The sequence below is a fragment of the Streptomyces albipurpureus genome (assembly GCF_023701525.1).
Classification (GTDB): Bacteria; Actinomycetota; Actinomycetes; order Streptomycetales; family Streptomycetaceae; genus Streptomyces; species Streptomyces albipurpureus.
This window is the reverse complement of record NZ_JAMQAW010000009.1, coordinates 104,750-123,711: the sequence shown is the minus strand read 5'-3', so window position 1 is coordinate 123,711 and position 18,962 is coordinate 104,750. Positions and strand designations below refer to the sequence as shown.

Sequence of the window (18,962 nt, the reverse complement as noted above, 5' to 3'; positions counted from 1 at the left end):
CCCGCCACCTCAGTGGGGAGCTTTAGGCGCCATTGGGCGGCCAAAAAACTACCGGCGGGTTCTCATTTCCCGGTAGCCGAGCCAGGACTACGAAGGAAAGCGCTCACACCAGTACGTCAGTACGTCGTATTCAGCATCGCGCGTAAACACGGGCTGACCAGCTTCGTGCCGCCCCATCGGGGCGGGTCAACATGATCGTTCGCAGGCCGGGGTCGGCCCAGCGCTCCAGCCGGATTCGCCGACAGCGCACATCCCCGCAGCACACGGCCCGGCTCACGAAGTACCGGGCGGCACACGGCGCAACTCCCGTATCGCGGTGCCCGCCACCCAACGGCCGCACACATCCAGAGCGTTGGGAAAGTGCGGGCAGTAGGCCGCGTACCACCAACCCCCGCATGGGCCCCGGCGGTCCTTCGAACCGTCGGGCCCCGTGCGGAAGAGCCATCACATCCCGTGCACCGCCGGTACGGTCCCCAGCCGGCCCGCCTGGAAGTCCTCGAAGGCCTGGCGCAGTTCGTCCTGGGTGTTCATGACGAACGGGCCGTAGTGGGCCATCGGCTCACGGATGGGCTGTCCACCCAGCAGGACGACCTCAAGATCCGGGGTGTTGGAGTCCTGGGACTCGTCCGCCCGTACCGTCAGTGCGCCGCCGTCGCCGAAGACCGCCGTCTGACCCAGATGGATCGGGCGTCGCTCATCGCCGACCGAGCCGCGGCCCGCGAGGACGTAGGCGAGGCCGTTGAAGTCAGCGCGCCAGGGCAGGGTGACCTCCGCGCCGGGGCGCAGGGTGGCGTGGATCATCGTGATCGGGGTGTGGGTGCTCCCCGGGCCCTCGTGTCCGTCGAGGCCGCCCGCGATGACGCGGAGCAGCGCTCCGCCGTCCGGGGAGGTCAGCAGCTGGACCTGGCCGCCACGGATGTCCTGGTAGCGCGGGGCCATCATCTTGTCCGCGGCAGGAAGGTTTACCCAGAGCTGGAGGCCGTGGAAGAGCCCACCGGACATCACCAGCTGCTCCGGGGGGGCTTCGATGTGCAGCAGGCCCGAGCCAGCCGTCATCCACTGGGTGTCGCCGTTCTGGATGGTGCCGCCGCCACCGTTGCTGTCCTGGTGGACGAAGGTTCCGTCGATCAGGTAGGTGACGGTCTCAAAACCGCGGTGGGGGTGCCACGGGGTGCCCTTCGGCTCGCCCGGCGCATAGTCGACCTCGCCCATCTGATCCATCATGATGAACGGGTCGAGATACTTGTAGTTGATCCCGGCGAACGCGCGTCGGACCGGGAAGCCCTCTCCTTCGAAGCCGGTGGGCGCGGTCGTCACGGCGAGCACCGGACGAGTCACGGCATCGGCGGGCGCGGCTACGCGCGGCAGAGTGAGCGGGTTCTCGACAGTCACTGCGGGCATGGCTGTACCTCCTTGTGCGACCACTTTAGTTGAATCGTGAACTTCCTGCTACCCGGGCAACGCGAAAGGCCCGGGAGGAATTCCTCCCGGGCGCCCGCAGGGGCCGGATTCGCCAGCCGCACCTGACCTACATGCCATCCGCACCGGGGGCGCCGCACACACCACCCGCCGCGACAGGCCCGCTATCCGTACATACGTCGCATCGCGAAGTCGACCATCTGCTCCACCGCCTTCGCGTCGAAGACCATCCGGTGCTCCCCCTCCATATCGAGGACGAAGCCGTATCCGGTCGGCAGCAGGTCGATCATCTCCGCACCGGTGATCACGAAGTACTTGGACTCCTTGCCCGCGTACCTCCGCAACTCCTTGAGCGAGGTGAACATGGGAATGACCGGCTGCTGGGTGTTGTGGAGCGCCAGGAAGCCGGGGTTGTCGCCCCGCGGGCAGTAGACCTTCGAGGTGGCGAAGATCTGCTGGAAGTCCTCGGCGGAGAGCGAACCGGTGGTGAAGGCCCGCACCGCGTCGGCGAGCGAGGGCGGTGACGGCTCCGGGTAGAGCGGCTGCCCCTGCGCCTGCCCCCCGTAGGGCTGCTGGGGTGCGTACTGCTGGTGAGCGCCCTGACTCTGGTCATAGCCGTACATGACCGCAAGAGTAACCAGTCACAGTTAGACCAAGAGGGGTTGCATCTTATTACCGACGGGTAGCATCATCGTAGCTACTTGCTGGTAAGTAAGAGAGCACACTGACTCCCGATCTTTACGGAGCCGTCGCCATGGGGCACTACAAGTCGAATCTCCGCGACATCGAGTTCAACCTCTTCGAGGTCCTCGGTCGCGATCAGCTGTACGGCACCGGCCCGTTTGCGGAGATGGACGTCGAGACCGCCAAGAGCATCCTCGCCGAAATCGCCCGTCTCGCGGAGAACGAGCTGGCGGAGTCCTTCGAGGACACCGACCGCAACCCCCCGGCCTTTGACCCCGAGACCGGTACCGCGCCACTCCCCGCGTCCTTCAAGAAGAGTTACCAGACCTTCATGGACTCCGAGTACTGGCGGCTCGGTCTGCCCGAGGAGATCGGGGGCACCACCGCTCCCCGCTCCCTGATCTGGTCCTACGCCGAACTGCTGCTGGGCTCCAACCCGGCCATCTGGATGTACTCATCCGGCCCGTCGTTCGCCGGCCTCCTCTACGAAGAGGGCAACGAGGCCCAGCGCAAGCTCGCCGAGATCGCCGTCGAGAAGCAGTGGGGCTCGACCATGGTCCTCACCGAGCCCGACGCCGGTTCCGATGTGGGCGCCAGCCGCGCCAAGGCGGTCGAGCAGGAGGACGGCTCCTGGCACATCGACGGCGTGAAGCGCTTCATCACCTCGGGCGAGCACGACCTCTCCGAGAACATCCTCCACTATGTCCTCGCCCGCCCCGAGGGTGCCGGCCCCGGCACCAAGGGCCTCTCCCTCTTCCTCGTACCGAAGTTCGAGTTCGACTGGGAGACGGGCGAGCTCGGCGAGCGCAACGGCGTGTACGCCACCAACGTCGAGCACAAGATGGGCCTCAAGGCGTCCAACACCTGCGAGATCACCTTCGGCGACCGGCACCCCGCCAAGGGCTGGCTGATCGGTGACAAGCACGACGGCATACGCCAGATGTTCATGATCATCGAGTTCGCCCGGATGATGGTCGGCACCAAGGCCATCGCCACCCTCTCCACCGGCTACCTCAACGCGCTGGAGTACGCCAAGGAGCGCGTCCAGGGCCAGGACCTGGTGAACTTCATGGACAAGGCCGCGCCCAAGGTCACCATCACCCACCACCCCGACGTACGCCGTTCGCTGATGACGCAGAAGGCGTACGTGGAGGGGATGCGCGCACTCGTTCTGTACACGGCGTCGATCCAGGACGAGATCACCGCCAGGGAAGCCGCCGACGAGGACGCCAAGAGCCTGATCGCCCTGAACGATCTGCTGCTGCCGATCGTCAAGGGATACGGCTCGGAGAAGTCCTACGAACAACTCGCCCAATCACTCCAGATCTTCGGCGGCTCCGGGTACCTCCAGGAGTATCCGATCGAGCAGTACATCCGGGACGCCAAGATCGACACCCTCTATGAGGGCACCACCGCCATCCAGGGGCAGGACTACTTCTTCCGGAAGATCGTCCGCGACCAGGGGCAGGCCCTGAACTCCCTCTCCGAGGAGATCAAGAAGTTCCTGTCCATCGGCACCGGCGGCGATGAGCTGGCCTCGGCCAGGGACGCGCTCGCCCAGGCGACGGTGGACCTGGAGGCGATCGTCGGCGCCATGACCAACGATCTGATCGCCACCGGCGATGACGTCAGGAACATCTACAAGGTCGGTCTGAACACCACCCGGCTGCTGCTCGCCTCCGGCGATGTGGTCGTGGGCTATCTGCTGCTGCGCGGTGCCGCCGTCGCCGCCGAGAAGCTGCCGACCGCCTCGGCGAAGGACGCGCCGTTCTACCGGGGCAAGATCGCGGCCGCGCGGTTCTTCGCCGCCGACATCCTCCCCGGCGTCTCCGCCCAGCGACTGCTCGCCGAGACCGCGGACCTCTCGCTGATGGACCTCGACGAGGCCGCCTTCTAGACCATCCCCGTCCCCCATGGCCCGCTGCCCCCGGTGAGAGTGACCCCGCCGGGGGCAGCGGGTCGTTCCGCGCGCCCCGACCGGCCCCCGCGCCCCCGGGCCAACCGCCCCCGCCGAACCGCCGCCAGGAACCCGACCAAGCTCCCGCCCCCGGCGCGAGAGGGACCTTGGCGTCAGGGGGTATCCAGGGGTGATACGTGCCACGACCCCGGCGCATTCTCCTCGTTAAGGTGGATTCATGAGCACCAGCGCACACCTGCGGTTCGATCGCGGACACACCGACGACCTGATGAACTTCCTGGCCTCCGCGCCCTCCCCGTACCACGCGGTGGCCGTCGCGGCCGAGCGGCTGGAGAAGGCGGGCTTCCGGCAGGTGAGGGAGACGGCGGTCTGGGACGGGACGACCGGTGGCCGCTATGTCATCCGCGGGGGCGCGCTCATCGCCTGGTTCGTGCCGGCGGACGCCGTCGCGCACACCCCGTTCCGGATCGTCGGGGCGCACACCGACTCACCCAACCTGCGGGTCAAGCCGATGCCGGACGCGGGTTCGCACGGCTGGCGGCAGATCGCCGTCGAGATCTACGGCGGCCCGCTGCTGAACAGCTGGCTCGACCGCGACCTCGGTATCTCCGGGCGGCTGAGTCTGCGCGATGGGTCGCATCGGCTGGTGAACATCGACCGACCGCTGCTGCGGGTGCCGCAACTGGCGATCCACCTCGACCGTTCCGTGCACACGGACGGCCTCAAGCTCGACAAGCAGCGCCATATGCAGCCCATCTGGGGTCTGGGCCAGGTCCACGAGGGGGATCTCATCCGGTTCCTGGAGGAGGAGAGCGGTCTGGGTGACGGCGAGGTGACCGGCTGGGACCTGATGGCCCACGCCATCGAACCGCCCGCCTACCTCGGACGGGACGAGGAGCTGCTGGCCGGTCCGCGGATGGACAACCTCATCTCGGTGCACGCCGGAGTGGCCGCGCTCACCGCGGCCGCGGCCACCCCCGGGCTCCCGTACATCCCGGTGCTCGCCGCCTTCGACCACGAGGAGAACGGCTCCCAGGCGGACACCGGCGCTGACGGCCCGCTGCTCGGCTCGGTGCTGGAGCGTTCGGTGTTCGCCCGGGGCGGCGCGTACGAGGACAAGGCGCGCGCCTTCGCCGCGACGGTCTGCCTCTCCTCCGACGTCGGCCACGCGGTGCATCCCAACTACGCGGAGCGCCATGACCCGACGCACCACCCGCTCCCCAACGGCGGCCCGATCCTCAAGGTCAATGTGAACCAGCGGTACGCCACCGACGGCAGCGGGCGCGCGGTGTTCGCCGCGGCCTGTGAGAAGGCCGGGGTGCCCTGGCAGACGTTCGTGTCGAACAACGCCATGCCGTGTGGAACGACGATCGGCCCGATCACCGCGGCTCGGCACGGCATCCAGACCGTGGACATCGGGGTGGCGTGTCTGTCCATGCACAGCGCGCGCGAGCTCTGCGGGTCTCAGGACCCCTATCTGCTGGCGAGCGCGCTGACGGCGTTCCTCGAAGGCGCCTGACGTTCCTGGACGCGCCTGGCTCGCACGGGTCCCGGCTCAGGGGGTACGCCCGCCCTGAGCCGGAATCGGGCGCTAAGCGGCGCATCTCCTCCTGACTAACGAACGCAAACCAACAGGTTCGGTCAGCCATACAAGGGGAAACGCTCAGGAAACGCCGTGCTGGTCAGGGTGTTCCCATGAAGCGATACAGCGCGGTCACCGCCATCCCACTCAGCCGTACCCCCGCTCCCCGCCTCCCCGCCGCCGTGTCAGCCGTCGAAACCGGGGAGCCGGAGTGGGACCCGGGCTGATCGATCAGCCCGGGCGGCGGCCCGGTGTCCCGAGCGGCCTCGGCGGGTGGCTAGGCCATCCCGGCCAGGATCAGCGGCAGCCGGGCCGTCCCCGTCGCGGTCACCCGTACCGGAACCCCCCAGTCCTGCTGATGCATATGGCAGGCCGGGTACTCGTTGGCCGGGTCGTCGTCGCAGGACGCCGCCATCGCCGACACATGCAGCACCCCTTCGCCCACCCCGGGGTCGATCTCCACCTCCCGGAACAGGTCAGTGCCCGCGCCCTCGCCGGCGAGCAGCAGCTCGGGCGGGGTCGAGGAGACAAGGAGCCGGGTGGACGGGCCGTACCGGGTGTCCAGCTTCTGGCCGGTCGGCGCCTCGAAGACCACATCGAGCCGTAGCGTGCCCGCCGCCACTTCGGTGGCGGCCCGCTGGGTCCGGTGGGCGACGGCCTCGACGCGTACCGCCTCCTCGGGCAGCCGCAGCCGGGTCAGCCGGTGCCGGGCGGACTCCACCACCACGATGTCCTCGCCGACGAGTACCGCGCCGGACGGCTCCCGTAGATCCGTGGCCAGGGTGGTGACCTGCCCGGTGGCGGGGTCATAGCGGCGCAGCGCGTGGTTGTAGGTGTCGCTGACGGCGACCGAACCGTCGGGGAGGGCGGTGACCCCCAGCGGGTGCTGGAAGAGGGCCTGCCCGGCGTCCCCGTCCCGGTGTCCGAAGTCGAAGAGACCGGTACCGACGGCGGTGTGCACGGTGTTCTCGGGATCGTCAGCGTCGATGTAGCGCAGGGAGGAGGTCTCGGAGTCCGCGATCCACAGCCGTTCATCGGTCGCGGCGAGCCCGGAGGGTTGGGCGAACCACGCCTGCGCGGCCGGCCCGTCGACAAGACCCTCGTTGGTGGTTCCCGCCGCCACCCGCACGGTGCCGTCGGCGGGGTCGTAGGTCCACAGCTGGTGCACACCGGCCATGGCGATCCACAGCCGTCCCTGCCACCAGGCCACGTCCCAGGGCGAGGAGAGGTCGACCTCCAGCGCCGGCCCCTCGGTGGGGGTCCCCTGCCACCACTGCTTCCCCGTCCCGGCGAGCGTCTCGATCGCACCGCTTGCCGGGTCGTACGCGCGGATGGAGTGGTTGACGGTGTCGGCGACGGCGACGCGTCCATCGGGCAGCAGCGCCAGTCCCTGCGGTTCCCTGAACTCGCCGGCCCCTCCGCCACCGATCCGCCGTACGACGGACTCACCGTCCGGAGCCAGCTCCACGAGCTGGTGCCGGGTGGTGTCGGAGACCAGGAGGTTTCCCGACGGCAGCACCACGGCCTTACCGGGGAAGCGCAGATCGCTGGCGACGGGCTCGGGCGGCACATAGGGCCCGTCCCCGCGCCGCAGGGTCCCCTTGGCCGCGTGCTCGGTCTCCAGCTCCGCCACCAGTTGGGCGATGGCGTGCGCATGCCCCTCACCGGCGTGCTGGGCGACGACATACCCCTCGGGATCGACGACCACGAGGGTGGGCCAGGCGCGCACGGCGTACTGCTTCCACGTCACCAGCTCCGGGTCGTCCAGAACCGGATGGTGCACCTGATAGCGCTCCACGGCATCGACCACGGCCTGGTGCTCGGCCTCATGGACGAACTTCGGCGAGTGCACCCCGACGATCACCACGGTGTCGCGGTGCTTCTCCTCCAGCTCCCGCAGCTCATCGAGGACATGGAGGCAGTTGATGCAGCAGAAGGTCCAGAAATCGAGCACCGCGATCTTGCCGCGAAGATCGGCGAGGGTCACTTCCCGTCCGCCCGTGTTGAGCCAGCCACCCTTGCCGATCAGCTCGGGGGCACGGACACGGGCACGGCGCGGGGCGGGCGAGGAAGCGTTCATGGCCTCCAGGGTGCCACCCGCGAAAGAACATGTGTATGTGGCCATTACCGCAGCACAAGGGGAACGCGTGGAGCGGCGAAATGGGGTAGTCGAACCCCGGCATCCGCGTCCGCGGAACGGCGCCCGGCATTTCGTACGGATATGAGGGGACCTGGTGGGACGAGCTGTACACAGCTGCGATGCCCTGGTCTTCGGCCTCCGGGCACGGGCCTACGATCGTCACACGAAAGGACTGCCGGGGCGACGCTCGGCAGCGTAACTTAATCGCCGAACCTCACACGCCGCCAAGCCGCCCGCCGCCCGCCGCCAGCAGTCAGTAGCCAAGCCCGCGTCCACGCAGAACCGCCGAGGGGTCCCGTGACCGTCCATCCCAGCCTCCAGACCTACGCCGATGCCTGGACCCACGCCGTCGAGTCGATAGCCGAGCTGGTGCAACCACTCGTCGAGGGGGAGTGGAACCGAGCCACCCCGTGCCCTGCCTGGTCGGTCCGTGACGTCGTCTCGCACGTCATCGGCATGGAGACCGAGATGCTCGGCGACCCCCGGCCCATACACACCCTCCCTCGTGATCTTTACCATGTGCAGAGCGACTTCGCCCGGTACATGGAGATGCAGGTCGATGTGCGGCGGCATCACACGGCTCCGGAAATGACGTCGGAGCTGGAGTACACGATGATCCGGCGGGCGCGTCAGCTGCGCAATGAGAGCCGCTCCCCCGACGCCTCGGTCCGGGCACCGCTCGGGGCCGAGCAGACCCTCGAAGTCGCCATGCGGATGCGCGCCTTCGACACCTGGGTGCATGAGCAGGATCTGCGTACCGCGCTCAACCAGCCGGGCAATCTTGACTCCCCCGGCGCGCACATCACCCGTGACTGCCTGCTGGAGGCCCTGCCGAAGGTCATCGCCAAGGACGCCGCCGCGCCGCCGAACTCCGCCGTGGTCGTCGATGTGCACGGGCCGATGGAGTTCCTGCGGACGGTACGGGTGAACGCGGACGGTCGCGGATCGGTCGACGGCTCACCTTCGCTGGGACCCATCGTGACCCTCGCCATGGACTGGGAGACCTACTACCGGCTGGCGTGCGGGCGGGTGCGGCTGTCGTCCGTGGCCGACCGGGTCAAGATGGACGGCGATCAGGAACTGGCGGCCACGATCCTGCGCCACTTCGCCGTCACCCCCTGAACTCCACGGGCTCTCCAGGTGCCTGCCTGGTCGGAACGGTGGTCCTCAGCCGACTCAGACCGGTACGTGCACCGCCTCCACCCTGCTGGCCACCAGCCGCTCCCGCTCCAACTGAGCCGTCCGTCTGCGCAGTCGTAGGATCTGTGCGATCCCCAGCGCCTCCAGTACGAAGACACAGGAGAAGGCGATCCGGTAGTCGCCATCGGTCGCGTCGAGGAGCAGACCGATCGCCAGCAGGGTCGTCATGGATGCCGTGAAGCCGCCCATGTTGACGATTCCCGACGCGGTGCCCTGCCGCTGTGGTGGGTTCGCCGGGCGTGCGAAGTCAAAGCCGATCATCGAGGCCGGACCGCAGGCCCCGAGCACCACGCAGAAGATGACCAACAGCCACATCGGGGCGTGTTCACCCGGATAGCCGATGGTGATCGCCCAGATCAGCGAGGTCGCCCCGATCGTGCCCAGGACCAGGGGCAGTCGGGCCGCGTTATGGCGGGCGATGACCTGTCCGTACACCAGCCCGACCACCATGCTCACCAGCACGTTCAGGGTGAGCAGTGAGCCCGCCGACTCCCGGGTGAGACCCTGTGCCTCGATCAGGAAGGGCATCCCCCAGAGCAGCATGAACACCATGCTGGGGAACTGGGTGGTGAAGTGGACCCACATGCCCAGCCGGGTGCCGGGCTCCCGCCAGGACAGGACGATCTGCTTCCGTACGAAGGCGGAGCCCTGGTGCTGGGCGGGCGGTGGTTCATGACCGTCCGGATGGTCCTTGAGGAACAGCAGGGCCAGGACCACCACCACCGCACCGGCCACCGCGCTACCGGCGAAGGTGGCGACCCAACCCATGTCATGGAGCAGCCGGGCGATGACCATGGTGGAGACCAGATTGCCCGCCATCCCGAACAACGCGGCCACCTGCGCTATCAGTGGACCCCGGCGGGCCGGGAACCAGCGACTGCCCAGTCGCAGCACGCTGATGAAGGTCATGGCGTCACCGCAGCCGAGCAGCGCACGCGCGGCGAGGGCGGTGCCGTACGAAGGCGAGAGCGCAAAGCCCAACTGCCCCAGGGTGAAGAGGGCCGCGCCGAGGGTCAGCACCTTCTTGGTGCCCAGTCGGTCCACCATCAGGCCGACGGGTATCTGCATTCCCGCGTAGACCAGGAGCTGGAGGATGGAGAAGGTGGAGAGCGCGGAGGCGTTGACGTCGAAGCGGTCCGCGGCGTCTATCCCGGCGACACCCAGCGAGGTGCGGAAGATGACGGCGACGAAGTAGACGGCCACGCCTATGGACCAGACCGCGGTGGCCCGACGGCCGCCCGGCGGGTCTCCCGGTAGGGCGGCGAGCCGGCTCACCTGGCCTCCCCCCGGGCCAGTTCGTTGAACCAACCCACATGGCGACGGACCAGGGCGGCGGCCCGGTCGGGATCGCCGGCGCGCAGCGCTTCGAGGATCTCGCTGTGCTCGGTGACGTTCTTGGCGATGCGGCCGGGGTGGGCGTGCATCACGGCGACGCCCATCCTCAGCTGACGGTCGCGGAGTTGGTCATAGAGCCGGGAGAGGATCTCATTGCCGCCGTTGCGCACGATCTCGGCGTGGAAGGCGCGGTCGGTGACGGCGACGGCGGCCAGGTCCCCGGCCTCACCCTGTCTCTTCTGCTGCTCAAGGAGCTCCTCCAGCCGGGCCAGGAGCTGGGGGGAGGCGGGCACCGCCTTGCGGGCCGCGTGCTCCTCGACCAGCAGCCGGGTCTCCACGACATCGGCGATCTCCTGCGCGGAGACGGCCAGCACCAGGGCGCCCTTCTTGGGGTAGAGCTTGATCAGCCCCTCGACCTCCAGCTTGAGCAGCGCTTCCCGCACGGGGGTGCGCGACACCCCTACGGCGTCGGCGAGTTCACCTTCGGTGAGCAGGGTTCCACCCTCATAGCGTCGGTCGAGGACGCCCTGCTTGACGTGTGTGTAGACGCGTTCGGCTGCGGGTGCGGTGGCGGGGGCTGCGGCAGGCATGCGCACAGCATAGATACAAGAGAGGTGCATCAGTAGGGCGCGTCCACCATGCAGGACTCGGGGCGAGGGCGGCCCCTGGGCTGGGCGAGGTCACATGGAAGGGCGGGGCGCAGGGGGCGCCAGCGATGAGGCCCCTGGCGCCGGGGAGACCGGTGCGGCGGTTGATCCAACCCCGCGACCGGCTGATCAGTCGCGTCATAGGACAACTCCTGCTCCGGATCGGTATGTTCCCGCCGCCCAGCGTGTCCGATCGATGCCCGGCGGCGTTGCACCCTTCGGGTACACCGAGCAGTCCGGCCCCTGACACTTCGAGTGCCGATGGCGATCTCTGCGATCCATGGGACCCATGTGATCCAGAAGGCGAAAAGGTCGAGAGAATACGCCTCATCCGCGTACATCCTTTACGCGCGTTCGCACGTCTCACATCGGGGGCTTGCGCTTTTGGTACCCCGACCGAACTTCCCGATGGATGTGCGAACTCGGAGTGTTTCCTTTGATACTCAGCAACACGAGCGTGCGCAGAGCCGCCACGGTTGTCATCTCCGGTGGTCTTCTGCTCACCGTTTCACCACTAGCCGCCCCTGCCCAGGCGGCACCCCGCCCGGTCCCGAAGGTCACCGCCAAGGGCGCGTACCTGATGGACCAGGCGACCGGCAAGGGCGTCTACGCCAAGGGCGCGGACACCCAGCTCCAGATGGCGAGCACCACCAAGGTGGTGACGGCGATCACGGTTCTGACCACCCCCGGGGTCAGCCTCACCAAGAAGGTGACGGTCAAGCAGGCCTACCGCGACTATGTGACACGGGAGAAGGGCAGCACCGCCGACCTCAAGACCGGCGACAAATTGACGGTCCGTCAGCTGCTCTCGGGGCTGATGCTGCCGTCAGGTTGTGACGCCGCCTACGCGCTGGCCGACGCCTTCGGCACCGGCTCCACCACCGCCGCGCGCACCAAGTCGTTCATCGGCAAGATGAACGCCAAGGCCAAGGCGCTGGGCATGAAGAAGACCAACTTCGACTCCTTCGACGGAATCTCCGCGGGAGGAAAGAACTACACCACCGCGTCCGACCTGACCAAGATGGCTCGACACGCGTTCTCGAACAAGACCTTCCGTGAGGTCGTCGTGGCGCAGAAGTACGTCGCCAAGGCCACGACCAGCAAGGGCAGCGCCCGCACCTACACCTGGTACAACACCAACAAGCTGCTCGGTACCTACAAGGGTGCCGTCGGCATGAAGACCGGTACCGGCTCGACGGCCGGGCCCTGCCTGGTCTTCGCCGCCACCCGTGGCTCCAAGACGTACGTCGGAGTCGTCCTCGGCTCCTCCAGTGTGAACGAGCGCTTCAAGGACGCCGGCAAGCTGCTGGACTACGGCTTCGGCTCCACGACCGCGAAGAGCATGCAGCTTCGCTCGCTGCCGGTCGGTGCTCAGCAGGACTGATCCATCCGTCGCAGTAGTGATGACGTCGCTGAGGTCGATGGAGTCGATCTACTGGGTCGACGACAAGGAGAGAGCGAGGGCTCCTGGCACTGTGCCGTGCCACGAACCCTCGCTCTCTTCGTTTCCCGTCAGGCCCCGAGGCGGGCCCTCACCGGCGTACTCCCGGCGGTGAGGACCCGACCGGTGGCCGCAGGCCCGTCAGGACCAGGTGATCAGCCGGCGGGGGTTCTCCAGGACCGCCGCCACATCCGCCAGCACCTTGGAGCCCAACTCGCCGTCGACCAGCCGATGGTCGAAGGAGAGCGCGAGCGTGGTGACCTGACGTGCCTTCACCTTGCCCTTGTGGACCCATGGTTGCGGCTTGATCGCACCGACGGCGAGGATCGCGGACTCACCGGGGTTGAGGATCGGTGTCCCGGTGTCGACCCCGAAGACGCCCACATTGGTGATGGTCACCGTGCCGCCCTGCATGGCCGCGGGGGTGGTCCTGCCCTCCCTGGCGGTGGTCACCAGTTCGCCCAGGGCCGCGGCCAGTTGCGGCAGCGTCAGCTCGTGCGCGTCCTTGATGTTGGGCACGATCAGCCCGCGCGGAGTGGCCGCCGCGATGCCCAGGTTCACATAGTGCTTCTGGACGATCTCCTGGTTCGCCTCGTCCCAGGCGGCACTGACCTCGGGGTTCCGCTTGATCGCGACCAGCAGTGCCTTGGCGATCAGCAGCAGCGGGTTGACCCGCAGCCCAGCGAGGTCCGGATCGGACTTCAGCTCGGCGACCAGCTTCATCGTGCGGGTCACATCGAGCGTGATGAACTCGGTGACATGCGGCGCGGTGAACGCGCTGCCCACCATCGCCGCCGCTGTGGCCTTCCGTACGCCCTTGACGGGGATACGGGTCTCCCGAGCTCCCGCCGGTACGACTACCGAAGTCTGCGGCTCGGGCTGGGGTGCGGCAGCAGGCGCCACGGGCTCCGGCTCCGCAACCGCCGCGTGGATGTCCTCGCGGGTGATGATGCCATCGGGACCGGTCGGAATGACGACGGTGAGATCGACGCCGAGGTCCTTGGCGAGCTTGCGCACGGGAGGCTTGGCCAGCGGACGGGCAGCGGACGCGGTCGGCGCCTCAGCGGTCGGAGCGCCGCCGTGCCCATTGAGCTCGGACTGCGAAGCCGGCGTCGACTGCTCCGGCACCGGGGCGCCCCTGCGCGGTCGGCGCTTGGTGGACGATTCGGCCACCCCGTAGCCCACCAGGACCGGCTGACGGCCCCGGGGCTTCTCCTCCGGCTCCGCCACCTCCGGTGCCCGGGCCGCCGCCGAAGGCTCGGCGGCGGGTGGCGCGGACGGCTCACCGGGAGTGATGTCCACGGAGATGATCACCTGGCCGACATCGACCGTCGTGCCCTCCGGGAAACGCAGCTCATGCACGACCCCGTCATAGGGAATCGGCAGTTCAACGGCCGCCTTCGCCGTCTCCACCTCGCAGACGACCTGTCCGTCCGTGACGGTGTCACCCGGCTGTACGTACCACTTGAGGATCTCCGCCTCGGTGAGCCCCTCGCCCACATCGGGCATCTTGAACTCGCGGTAGCGGAGTGTTGTGTCTTGCGTCATGGTTCTCGGCACCCCTAGTACGCGAGCGAGCGGTCGACGGCGTCCAGCACCCGGTCAAGCCCGGGGAGGTACTCCTCCTCCAGGCGGGCCGGCGGATACGGCGAGTGGAACCCGCCGACCCGCAGCACCGGGGACTCCAGGTGGTAGAAGCACCGCTCGGTGATGCGAGCGGCGATCTCCGCGCCGGAGCCGTAGAAGACGGGGGCCTCGTGCACCACGACCAGCCGGCCCGTCTTCTCCACCGAGGTCTGGATGGCGTCGAAGTCGATCGGGGACATCGAGCGCAGGTCCAACACCTCGATGGACTTGCCCTCCTCGGCGGCGGCTGCCGCCGCTTCCGTACAGACCTTCACCATCGGCCCGTACGCGGCCAGGGTCAGGTCCGAACCGTCCCGCACCACCCGGGCGATGTGCAGGGGGTCGGGGATCGCCTCGGTGTCGACCTCGCTCTTGTCCCAGTAGCGCCGCTTGGGCTCGAAGAAGATGACCGGGTCATCGCTCTGGATGGCCTGCTGGAGCATCCAGTAGGCATCCGATGAGTTGGAGGGCGAGACCACCTTGAGGCCCGCGACATGCGCGAACAGGGCCTCGGGAGACTCACTGTGGTGCTCGACGGCGCCGATGCCACCGCCGTACGGAATGCGGATCACCACCGGGAGCTTGATCTTGCCCAGCGCCCGGGCGTGCATCTTGGCGAGCTGGGTGACGATCTGGTCGTACGCCGGGAAGACGAAACCGTCGAACTGGATCTCGGCGACCGGACGGTAGCCGCGCAACGCCAGCCCGATGGCGGTGCCGATGATGCCGGACTCGGCGAGCGGGGTGTCGATGACCCGGTCCTCACCGAAGTCCTTCTGGAGTCCGTCGGTGACCCGGAAGACTCCGCCGAGCTTTCCGACGTCCTCCCCCATGATCAGTACCTTGGGGTCGGTCTCCAGGGCCTTGCGCAGGGACTCGTTGAGGGCCTTGGCGAGGGGAAGTTTCTGGGCGGCCATGGTCAGTTACCCTCCTCGGCGAAGGACGCCTGGTACGCGGCGAACTGCGCGCGCTCCTCGTCGACGAGCGCATGGCCGTCGGCGTAGATGTTGTCGAAGATCGCCATGGGATCGGGGTCCGGCATGGCCCGCACCGCCTCACGCACCCGCTTGGCGAGTACGTCGCTCTCCTCCTCCAGTGCGGCGAAGAACGCGTCGTCGGCATGGGCTTCTTCGGTCAGGAGGGTCCGCAACCGAAGGATCGGGTCCTTGGCCTCCCACGCGGCCCGCTCGTCGTCATGGCGGTACTTCGTGGGATCGTCCGACGTGGTGTGCGCACCCATGCGGTAGGTGAACGCCTCGACCAGCGTCGGGCCCTCGCCACGACGGGCACGCTCCAGGGCCCACTTGGTCACGGCGAGACAGGCGAGCACGTCGTTGCCGTCCACCCGTACGCCGGGGAAGCCATAGCCCTGGGCGCGCTGGTAGAGGGGCACCCGGCTCTGGCGCTCGGTCGGCTCGGAGATCGCCCACTGGTTGTTCTGGCAGAAGAACACCACGGGGGCGTTGTAGACCGCGGAGAAGGTGAACGCCTCCGCCACATCGCCCTGGCTGGAGGCACCGTCGCCGAAGTAGGCGATCACCGCGGAGTCCGCGCCGTCCTTGGCCACACCCATGGCATAGCCGGTCGCGTGGAGGGTCTGGGAGCCGATGACGATGGTGTAGAGGTGGAAGTTGTTGGTGTTGGGGTCCCAGCCGCCGTGGTTGACCCCGCGGAACATCCCGAGGAGATTGGTGGGATCGACCCCGCGACACCACGCCACACCGTGTTCGCGATAGGTCGGGAAGACATAGTCATCGTCGCGCAGGGCCCGGCCGGAGCCGATCTGCGCGGCTTCCTGACCCAGCAGTGACGCCCACAGTCCCAGTTCGCCCTGGCGCTGGAGAGCGGTCGCCTCAGCGTCGAAGCGACGGGTGAGGACCATGTCCCGATAGAGCCCGCGCAGCTCTTCGGACGTCAGGTCAATGCTGTAGTCGGGGTGCTCTACGCGCTGGCCCTCGGGCGACAGCAGCTGTACGAGCTGGGGCTCGGAACTCTGTGGCTTCTTCGCGGCGCTCACCCGCTTGCTGCTGCGTCGCGGCTTGCGCGCGGCAGTGCTCTCCACGGTCACGTGCGTGCTCCTCCGTCTATCCGGTCCCCCGGGTTCGCCGGGAGCCTGGGGTCGCCCCTGCCGAAGACAGGGGGAGGCTCGCCCCTTCGTCTACCCCCGCACGGGGTGGGTGCGGCTCGTAGCCGAACGGGCGTGACAGGTGCCCCGACGAGACCCTGTCAAAAGGCACGTTACCCAGTGTGGGACATTCCTGCGAAACCCCATTTGACCTGCGTTTTTTGCTTGGATTTCCAAGTAAACGAAGAAAACCGGGGGATCACTGTCGGCAAGAATGCTGATCAGCACTGGTCACGACCTTGCGGGCCGCCGAGACACCGGCACGTTATCCCGGGCACCCGGGGCACGGGAAGAGCTGGTGTGTGAGACTGCATTCGTGCGCGAACAACGAAAAATCACCGTATTCCTCTTGGATGACCACGAAGTCGTCCGACGTGGTGTCCATGAGCTGCTTTCGGTCGAAGACGACATCGAGGTCGTCGGCGAGGCCGGAACAGCCGAGGACGCCGTGGTCAGAATCCTCGCCACCCGTCCCGATGTCGCCGTACTGGATGTACGGCTGCCGGACGGCAGCGGGGTCGAGGTCTGTCGGGAGATTCGTTCCCAGGACGAGAACATCAAATGCCTCATGCTGACGTCGTTCGCCGACGACGAGGCACTCTTCGACGCCATCATGGCCGGTGCGTCCGGTTATGTCCTCAAGGCGATCCGCGGAAACGAGCTGCTGGAGGCGGTACGGGGAGTGGCGGCCGGCAAGTCGCTCCTGGACCCGGCGGCCACCGCACGCGTACTGGAGCGACTGCGCCACGGAAACAACCCGAAGAGCAACGACAAGCTGTCCGGGCTGACCGAGCAGGAGCGCAAGATCCTGGATCTGATCGGCGAGGGGCTGACCAACCGGGTCATCGGCGAGCGGCTGCACCTCGCGGAGAAGACCATCAAGAACTATGTCTCCAGCCTGCTCTCCAAGCTGGGGATGGAACGCCGTTCGCAGGCCGCGGCCTATGTGGCACGGATACAGGCGGAGCGGCAGCACCACTGAAACGGCTGGCTCCGGAAGAATTCCGCGCTGGGGCGGAGTTCGACGCGGCGCCTCCCCTTCGGTGCGCTCCCTCCTGCGGGATGCCTTCCCCAGCTGAACCAGTGGGCCGCTTCAAGGAGACGGCCCCGCCGGCCACCCCCCTTGCGCAGCGGTCGCCGACACCACGCTGAACAGGGACTTCCGCCAAGTCCCGACCGTGCGGCGGTCGAGTGAGCGCTCGGGCAGACGCTCCTGGCACCGGTGTTCCACTTGACCGGTGGCGGCGGCCCCGGAGACCGCCCAAGCCTGCCCGGGCCCGACAAGCAGGGACTTTCGGCCCCCACTGACGAAGGGCTGCTGCCCCTTCCCCCGCAGGGCGAAGTAACCGAAAGTGGAGCTATGTCCACCGAGGAACTCCACGCCATCGAGCTGCTCTCCCGGGTCTCGTACGGTCGGCTGGCGACGAGCATGCGGGCGATGCCCTTCGTGGCTCCGGCCCGACACATCGTTCACGACGGCGGTGTCCTACTGCGCATCCACCGGGGTTTCGGCTACCACCGCGCCTGCAACGGCAGCGTCGTGGCGTACGGCGCGGACAACTTCAACTCCGGTGGCACGGTCATGTGGTCCGTACAGCTCACCGGCATGGCGGAGATCGTCCAGCCGACCGATGGGCAGATACAGCTCTTCGGCAGCGAGCCGCTCAAAGCCGACGGAGAGAGCTTCCAACCGGTGTTTATGCGCGTAGAGCCCCAGTTCGTCACCGTGCACACCCTCAATTATTGCGAAGAGCTGCACGCTGACCACGCAGCGTGATCTATCATTTGGTGAGTGCTGCGCTCATCTGTCATCGCGCCGCCGGTTGGCGCCCTGCTGCGCCGCTATGAGAATCCCGGGGAATTGCTCTCCTGCGAGCGGGTAACCCAGGGCCTTCTCAACCGCGGCTACCGTCTCGTCACCACCAGAGGCACGTACTTCCTCAAGCATCATCTCGACGGCGACCAAGAGGTCATCGCCCGCCAGCATCGCGCCACCCAGCGTCTTCAGACGCTCGGCGTACCGGTCGCCCCGCCCGTCCCGGACGGTCACGGCGAAACGGTCGCGGTGATCGGCGACGGCTGTTACGCCCTGCATCCCTGGATCGAGGGCCGACATCGCGACGGGGCTCATCTGAGCATGCTCCAGTCGCGCCAACTCGGCTCGCTGCTGGGGCTGGTGCATGTCTGTCTGGCCCAGATCATGGACCCGGGCCAGGTCATGGACCCCATAGACCGCCAGGAGTACGAGAGCGCCAACCCCGCGGAAACCTTCAGCCAGATCGATGAACTGCTGGCGCTCTCCCGCTCGGCGCGCCCCCATGACATCTTCGACACCCTGGCCGAGCACCGGCTGCTGGAACGCCGGGCGCTCCTGGAACGCCATGCCGATCGCAGACCGCCCCCGGCCTCCTCCGGAGGCTGGGTGCACGGGGACTTCCACCCTCTCAACCTGCTCTATCGAGGCACCGAACCGGCCGCCATCCTGGACTGGGACCGGCTGGGGGTGCAGCCTCGCGCGGAGGAGGCGGTGCGGGCGGCGGCGATCTTCTTCGTCCAGCCGGCCGGCGAACTGGCACTGCCGAAGGTGCGGGCCTATGCGAGGGCGTACCGACGGGCGGTGGGAGCCGAGCCGGCCGAGTTGGCGGCCGCGGTCCATCGAGTGTGGTGGGAGCGGCTCAATGACTTCTGGATACTTCGCTGGCGCTATCAACTGCACGACCGCAGGGCCGACCCCCAGTTCGGTGCGGTCTCGGCCCTGGCGGTGTGGTGGACACGGGAGTACGAGGCGGTCCGCGATGCCTTCACGGCGTAGCGAGGCGGACCCGGGAAGCTGACACGACAGCGC

15 protein-coding genes are annotated in these 18,962 nt (G+C 67.9%); 7 read left to right on the top strand and 8 right to left on the bottom strand.

Features of this window, described 5'->3' with window-relative positions:
* Positions 1-444: 444 nt before the first annotated feature.
* Together NBG84_RS11525 and NBG84_RS11520 are read right to left on the bottom strand one after the other, a co-directional pair.
* Positions 445-1,401, bottom strand: coding sequence for a pirin family protein (locus NBG84_RS11525; protein ID WP_250919258.1), 957 nt, complete (start codon positions 1,399-1,401; stop codon positions 445-447).
* Between the two features lie 182 nt (positions 1,402-1,583).
* The gene (locus NBG84_RS11520; protein ID WP_250919257.1) at positions 1,584-2,042 is read right to left on the bottom strand and encodes an SseB family protein; all 459 of its coding nucleotides are present in this window, start codon (positions 2,040-2,042) and stop codon (positions 1,584-1,586) included.
* Positions 2,043-2,173: 131 nt separating this feature from the next.
* Here NBG84_RS11520 and NBG84_RS11515 point away from each other — a divergent pair, with 131 nt between their 5' ends.
* The gene (locus tag NBG84_RS11515) at positions 2,174-4,000 is read left to right on the top strand and encodes an acyl-CoA dehydrogenase (protein WP_250919256.1); all 1,827 of its coding nucleotides are present in this window, start codon (positions 2,174-2,176) and stop codon (positions 3,998-4,000) included.
* A gap of 238 nt (positions 4,001-4,238) precedes the next feature.
* Complete coding sequence (locus tag NBG84_RS11510; RefSeq protein ID WP_250919255.1) at positions 4,239-5,540, top strand: M18 family aminopeptidase; 1,302 nt, start codon at positions 4,239-4,241, stop codon at positions 5,538-5,540.
* A 340-nt stretch (positions 5,541-5,880) separates the two neighbouring features.
* On the opposite strand, the gene NBG84_RS11505 is transcribed toward NBG84_RS11510, so the two are convergent.
* Complete coding sequence (locus NBG84_RS11505; RefSeq protein WP_250919254.1) at positions 5,881-7,683, bottom strand: NHL domain-containing thioredoxin family protein; 1,803 nt, start codon at positions 7,681-7,683, stop codon at positions 5,881-5,883.
* 357 nt (positions 7,684-8,040) lie between these two features.
* Between NBG84_RS11505 and NBG84_RS11500 the strand changes: the two genes are divergently transcribed.
* Entirely contained in the window at positions 8,041-8,865 is an 825-nt protein-coding gene (locus tag NBG84_RS11500; RefSeq protein ID WP_250919253.1) for a maleylpyruvate isomerase family mycothiol-dependent enzyme, read from the top strand.
* A gap of 54 nt (positions 8,866-8,919) precedes the next feature.
* Here NBG84_RS11500 and NBG84_RS11495 read toward each other — a convergent pair whose 3' ends face one another.
* Positions 8,920-10,218 (bottom strand): MFS transporter, encoded by a 1,299-nt coding sequence (locus NBG84_RS11495; protein ID WP_250919252.1) that lies wholly within the window; start codon positions 10,216-10,218, stop codon positions 8,920-8,922.
* Positions 10,215-10,868, bottom strand: coding sequence for a GntR family transcriptional regulator (locus NBG84_RS11490; RefSeq protein WP_250919251.1), 654 nt, complete (start codon positions 10,866-10,868; stop codon positions 10,215-10,217). Before NBG84_RS11490 ends, NBG84_RS11495 begins: the two co-directional genes overlap by 4 nt.
* A gap of 469 nt (positions 10,869-11,337) precedes the next feature.
* On the opposite strand from NBG84_RS11490, the gene NBG84_RS11485 reads away from it, so the two are divergent.
* Positions 11,338-12,309, top strand: a complete 972-nt coding sequence (locus NBG84_RS11485; protein WP_250919250.1) for a D-alanyl-D-alanine carboxypeptidase family protein — start codon at positions 11,338-11,340, stop codon at positions 12,307-12,309.
* 198 nt (positions 12,310-12,507) lie between these two features.
* Here the strand turns inward: NBG84_RS11485 and NBG84_RS11480 are convergent, their stop codons facing one another.
* Genes NBG84_RS11480 through pdhA form a run of 3 tightly spaced genes read right to left on the bottom strand, consistent with a single transcriptional unit; the run spans position 12,508 to position 16,060 of the window.
* Positions 12,508-13,914: a dihydrolipoamide acetyltransferase family protein gene (locus NBG84_RS11480; protein ID WP_250919249.1), complete on the bottom strand. Its 1,407-nt coding sequence runs from the start codon at positions 13,912-13,914 to the stop codon at positions 12,508-12,510.
* Between the two features lie 14 nt (positions 13,915-13,928).
* Positions 13,929-14,909 (bottom strand): alpha-ketoacid dehydrogenase subunit beta, encoded by a 981-nt coding sequence (locus tag NBG84_RS11475; protein ID WP_250919248.1) that lies wholly within the window; start codon positions 14,907-14,909, stop codon positions 13,929-13,931.
* A gap of 2 nt (positions 14,910-14,911) precedes the next feature.
* On the bottom strand, positions 14,912-16,060 hold the full coding sequence (gene pdhA / locus NBG84_RS11470; protein WP_250919247.1) for a pyruvate dehydrogenase (acetyl-transferring) E1 component subunit alpha: 1,149 nt from the start codon (positions 16,058-16,060) through the stop codon (positions 14,912-14,914).
* 373 nt (positions 16,061-16,433) lie between these two features.
* Between pdhA and NBG84_RS11465 the strand changes: the two genes are divergently transcribed.
* From NBG84_RS11465 to NBG84_RS11455, 3 genes are all read left to right on the top strand, one after another.
* Positions 16,434-17,099 (top strand): response regulator, encoded by a 666-nt coding sequence (locus NBG84_RS11465; protein WP_250919246.1) that lies wholly within the window; start codon positions 16,434-16,436, stop codon positions 17,097-17,099.
* Positions 17,100-17,477: 378 nt separating this feature from the next.
* Complete coding sequence (locus NBG84_RS11460) at positions 17,478-17,894, top strand: pyridoxamine 5'-phosphate oxidase family protein (RefSeq protein WP_250919245.1); 417 nt, start codon at positions 17,478-17,480, stop codon at positions 17,892-17,894.
* 15 nt (positions 17,895-17,909) lie between these two features.
* Entirely contained in the window at positions 17,910-18,929 is a 1,020-nt protein-coding gene (locus NBG84_RS11455) for a phosphotransferase (protein ID WP_250919244.1), read from the top strand.
* The last annotated feature ends 33 nt before the right edge of the window (positions 18,930-18,962 follow it).

What these genes read in the sequence shown, in the direction of transcription:
- NBG84_RS11525 (WP_250919258.1), bottom strand. Translation starts at nt 1,401, where the DNA reads ATGCCCGCAGTGACTGTCGAGAACCCGCTCACTCTGCCGCGCGTAGCC.
- NBG84_RS11490 (WP_250919251.1), bottom strand. Translation starts at nt 10,868, where the DNA reads ATGCCTGCCGCAGCCCCCGCCACCGCACCCGCAGCCGAACGCGTCTAC.
- NBG84_RS11460 (WP_250919245.1), top strand. Translation starts at nt 17,478, where the DNA reads ATGTCCACCGAGGAACTCCACGCCATCGAGCTGCTCTCCCGGGTCTCG.
- NBG84_RS11520 (WP_250919257.1), bottom strand. Translation starts at nt 2,042, where the DNA reads ATGTACGGCTATGACCAGAGTCAGGGCGCTCACCAGCAGTACGCACCC.
- NBG84_RS11480 (WP_250919249.1), bottom strand. Translation starts at nt 13,914, where the DNA reads ATGACGCAAGACACAACACTCCGCTACCGCGAGTTCAAGATGCCCGAT.
- NBG84_RS11485 (WP_250919250.1), top strand. Translation starts at nt 11,338, where the DNA reads ATGTGCGAACTCGGAGTGTTTCCTTTGATACTCAGCAACACGAGCGTG.
- NBG84_RS11505 (WP_250919254.1), bottom strand. Translation starts at nt 7,683, where the DNA reads ATGAACGCTTCCTCGCCCGCCCCGCGCCGTGCCCGTGTCCGTGCCCCC.
- NBG84_RS11515 (WP_250919256.1), top strand. Translation starts at nt 2,174, where the DNA reads ATGGGGCACTACAAGTCGAATCTCCGCGACATCGAGTTCAACCTCTTC.
- NBG84_RS11510 (WP_250919255.1), top strand. Translation starts at nt 4,239, where the DNA reads ATGAGCACCAGCGCACACCTGCGGTTCGATCGCGGACACACCGACGAC.
- NBG84_RS11475 (WP_250919248.1), bottom strand. Translation starts at nt 14,909, where the DNA reads ATGGCCGCCCAGAAACTTCCCCTCGCCAAGGCCCTCAACGAGTCCCTG.